The sequence below is a fragment of the Treponema sp. genome (assembly GCF_045641405.1).
Taxonomy (GTDB): Bacteria; Spirochaetota; Spirochaetia; order Treponematales; family Treponemataceae; genus Treponema_D.
Genome location: NZ_JAZUGX010000029.1, coordinates 1 through 2,281 on the forward strand (window position 1 = coordinate 1; position 2,281 = coordinate 2,281).

A 2,281-nucleotide genomic window follows, 5' to 3' on the forward strand; every position below is an offset into this window, starting at 1 on the left:
CATGAGGAGCACAACAGATGAAAAAAAAACTTTTAGTAATTATGACAGGTCTATTCCTGGCAGTAACAAACATTCATGCAACAGGTTACCCCGTATTCGATATTTCAGGCTGGCTTACGGCAATCGACCAGCTTTACAGTCAGTACGATATGGTAATGAACACAATAACCACAATCGAAAATCAGTACCAGCAGATTCAGCAGGCCGTAGAAAGAGCTAAATCTATCGACTGGGAAAACATTCGTTTCGACGGTGACTTCGATATTCGAAACGATATCCGTGATGCAAACAAGAGAGTAAATGCACTTCTCACTCAGTCCAGAAGAATAAAAGAAACTCTGACAGTTCAGAGCATAGACTGTGGAAACGGCAACAGATATTCTCTCGCAGATTTATGTGGTATGGGAGAATCAGGAAAGAACTTCTTTACTGCAGTTACGGATACAGAAAGCTTTATGACTCAGAACATGAGGAATACAGTTAAGAATATCGAAGAAGGCCTGACAAAAAAACAGCGGGAAGCAATCTGGAGAAAATATGGAATCAGTCCAAGAAACTACATCTTTGCTTCTCAGGCTGTTGCAAAAGTGAAGGACGCATCTGCCAAAGTAATTGCGAAAGCAACAGATGAAGCAGTTCAGTTAAAGCGTGAAGAACAGATTGCAAAATCAAATGCAATCATGCAGGCTGCATACTCGCAGACTGACTCCGATGGAAACATGACTGACGGTGCTGCAAAAGAAGCAAACCTTCATCTTACTCAGCAGGTAATTGAAGAACTTGGCGGTGTACAGGAAGCAATAAACGATCTTGCCAATGTAACGGCATCAAAGCTCATCGCAGATGAAAATGCAAAACAGGTTGAAGCCGAGGAAATGAGAAAGGAACAGCAGAAGCAGGAAGCTTTTGATAATCGTGTTCCAGACTCATTTGTAAAATAGGAGCCGCCGATGGACGAATACACTTCATGGATAGATATTCCTGTCGTAGAAGCAATTGAATATTTTGGCGGCTGTCTCAAATCTTTTTATGGCTGGGCAAATCATTATGCTCTTGCCATAGGAATCGTAGGTCTGTGCTGGTCGGCTTTTAAACTGGCCAACAGCAGATTTACAATCCGGGATTTCTGGTGGGATACCATGTATAAATGGCTTCTCTTTCTTTTGATGATGTCAGCCTACCCTATCTTTACAATGGGGCTTTCTGCAGTTGGAAACCGAATCGGTATAAGTGCCGGAGGCGGAAAGCAGGCAATTGTTGATTCACTCACTTCAATGAAACGGTCAATTGAAAAAGACCTTGCAACCCAACAAAGACTTGCTAACGAGCTTCAGGCTGAAATCCAGGCCGACATTGAAAACTTTACATTTGATACTCCGTTCACGAAAGCAGAAGATTATACGGACTTCATGGACAAAGCTGCAGAACAGGTTCAGGTAACAAAGTTCAATTCAAAGAAGGCAAAGGAAAAAGCTCAGCAAAAAATTGAAGAGTACAGAAGCAAAACCAAGTACCACTCAATTTATGGTCGGAAAACCCTTGAGGCAATTAACAAAGTCCTTGTTCCAAAAATGGTTGATGGTTCAGATGGAAGGCCGATTGTTGATTCCTATGTAGATTTGAACATCTGGTTGAAAAATGAAAATGGAACTGATTCCTATTATCTTTCGCCTGCAGCACTGTTTCGAGTTTCGCTGTTAGGATGCCAGATTCTCTGGGAAAAAAATCAGCTTGCCTACGACATTGAAATGGATGATCTTGATGCAGAAGACGTTAACTTTATGAAGAAAGGTTTCAACAAAATGTCAGCAAGCATTGCTCACATTCCAAGCATGATTATGACAATCTTAAGCTGTATTGCTTTAATCTGCTGTACGATTTTTGCAGAGATACAGTACATCATGACAATCCTGGAATACACAATAATCATGGGGCTTGGAGCATTCTTCATTCCTTTCATTCTGTTTGATGGAACAAAAGAAATGCCAAAGAAGCTGATTCCTGTTTTCACAGGTTTTCTTATCAAGATGATTGTAATCACGATTTGTATGTTCTTCGTATTCTATCTGTTCATTGAAACAACAATCAACATCATGGCAGATAACGGTGGAATGAACTGGATTACATTCGCTACCCTGCTCTTCAATGGACTGATTTGTTTTGTATTAACACAGAATGCACCAAAGATTGCACAGACACTTCTTACAGGTCAGCCTCAGCTTTCAATGGGTGAATTCGTCCAGGCACTTGGTACTGCAGCATTCGGAGCAAGAGCTTTGGC

The 2,281-nt window shown here is 41.1% G+C and carries 2 protein-coding genes; both read left to right on the plus strand.

The annotated features are described in order from the left end of the window. The first annotated feature begins 17 nt into the window (after window positions 1-17). Window positions 18-941, plus strand: coding sequence for a hypothetical protein (locus ACKI39_RS04500; protein WP_318697561.1), 924 nt, complete (start codon window positions 18-20; stop codon window positions 939-941). Between the two features lie 9 nt (window positions 942-950). Beyond that, a partial coding sequence (locus ACKI39_RS04505; RefSeq protein WP_407398078.1) for a type IV secretion system protein occupies window positions 951-2,281 on the plus strand: 1,331 nt, incomplete at its 3' end.

Bases quoted from the DNA above. Each gene is read 5' to 3' on its own strand.
- ACKI39_RS04500 (WP_318697561.1), top strand. From the start codon at position 18: ATGAAAAAAAAACTTTTAGTAATTATGACAGGTCTATTCCTGGCAGTA.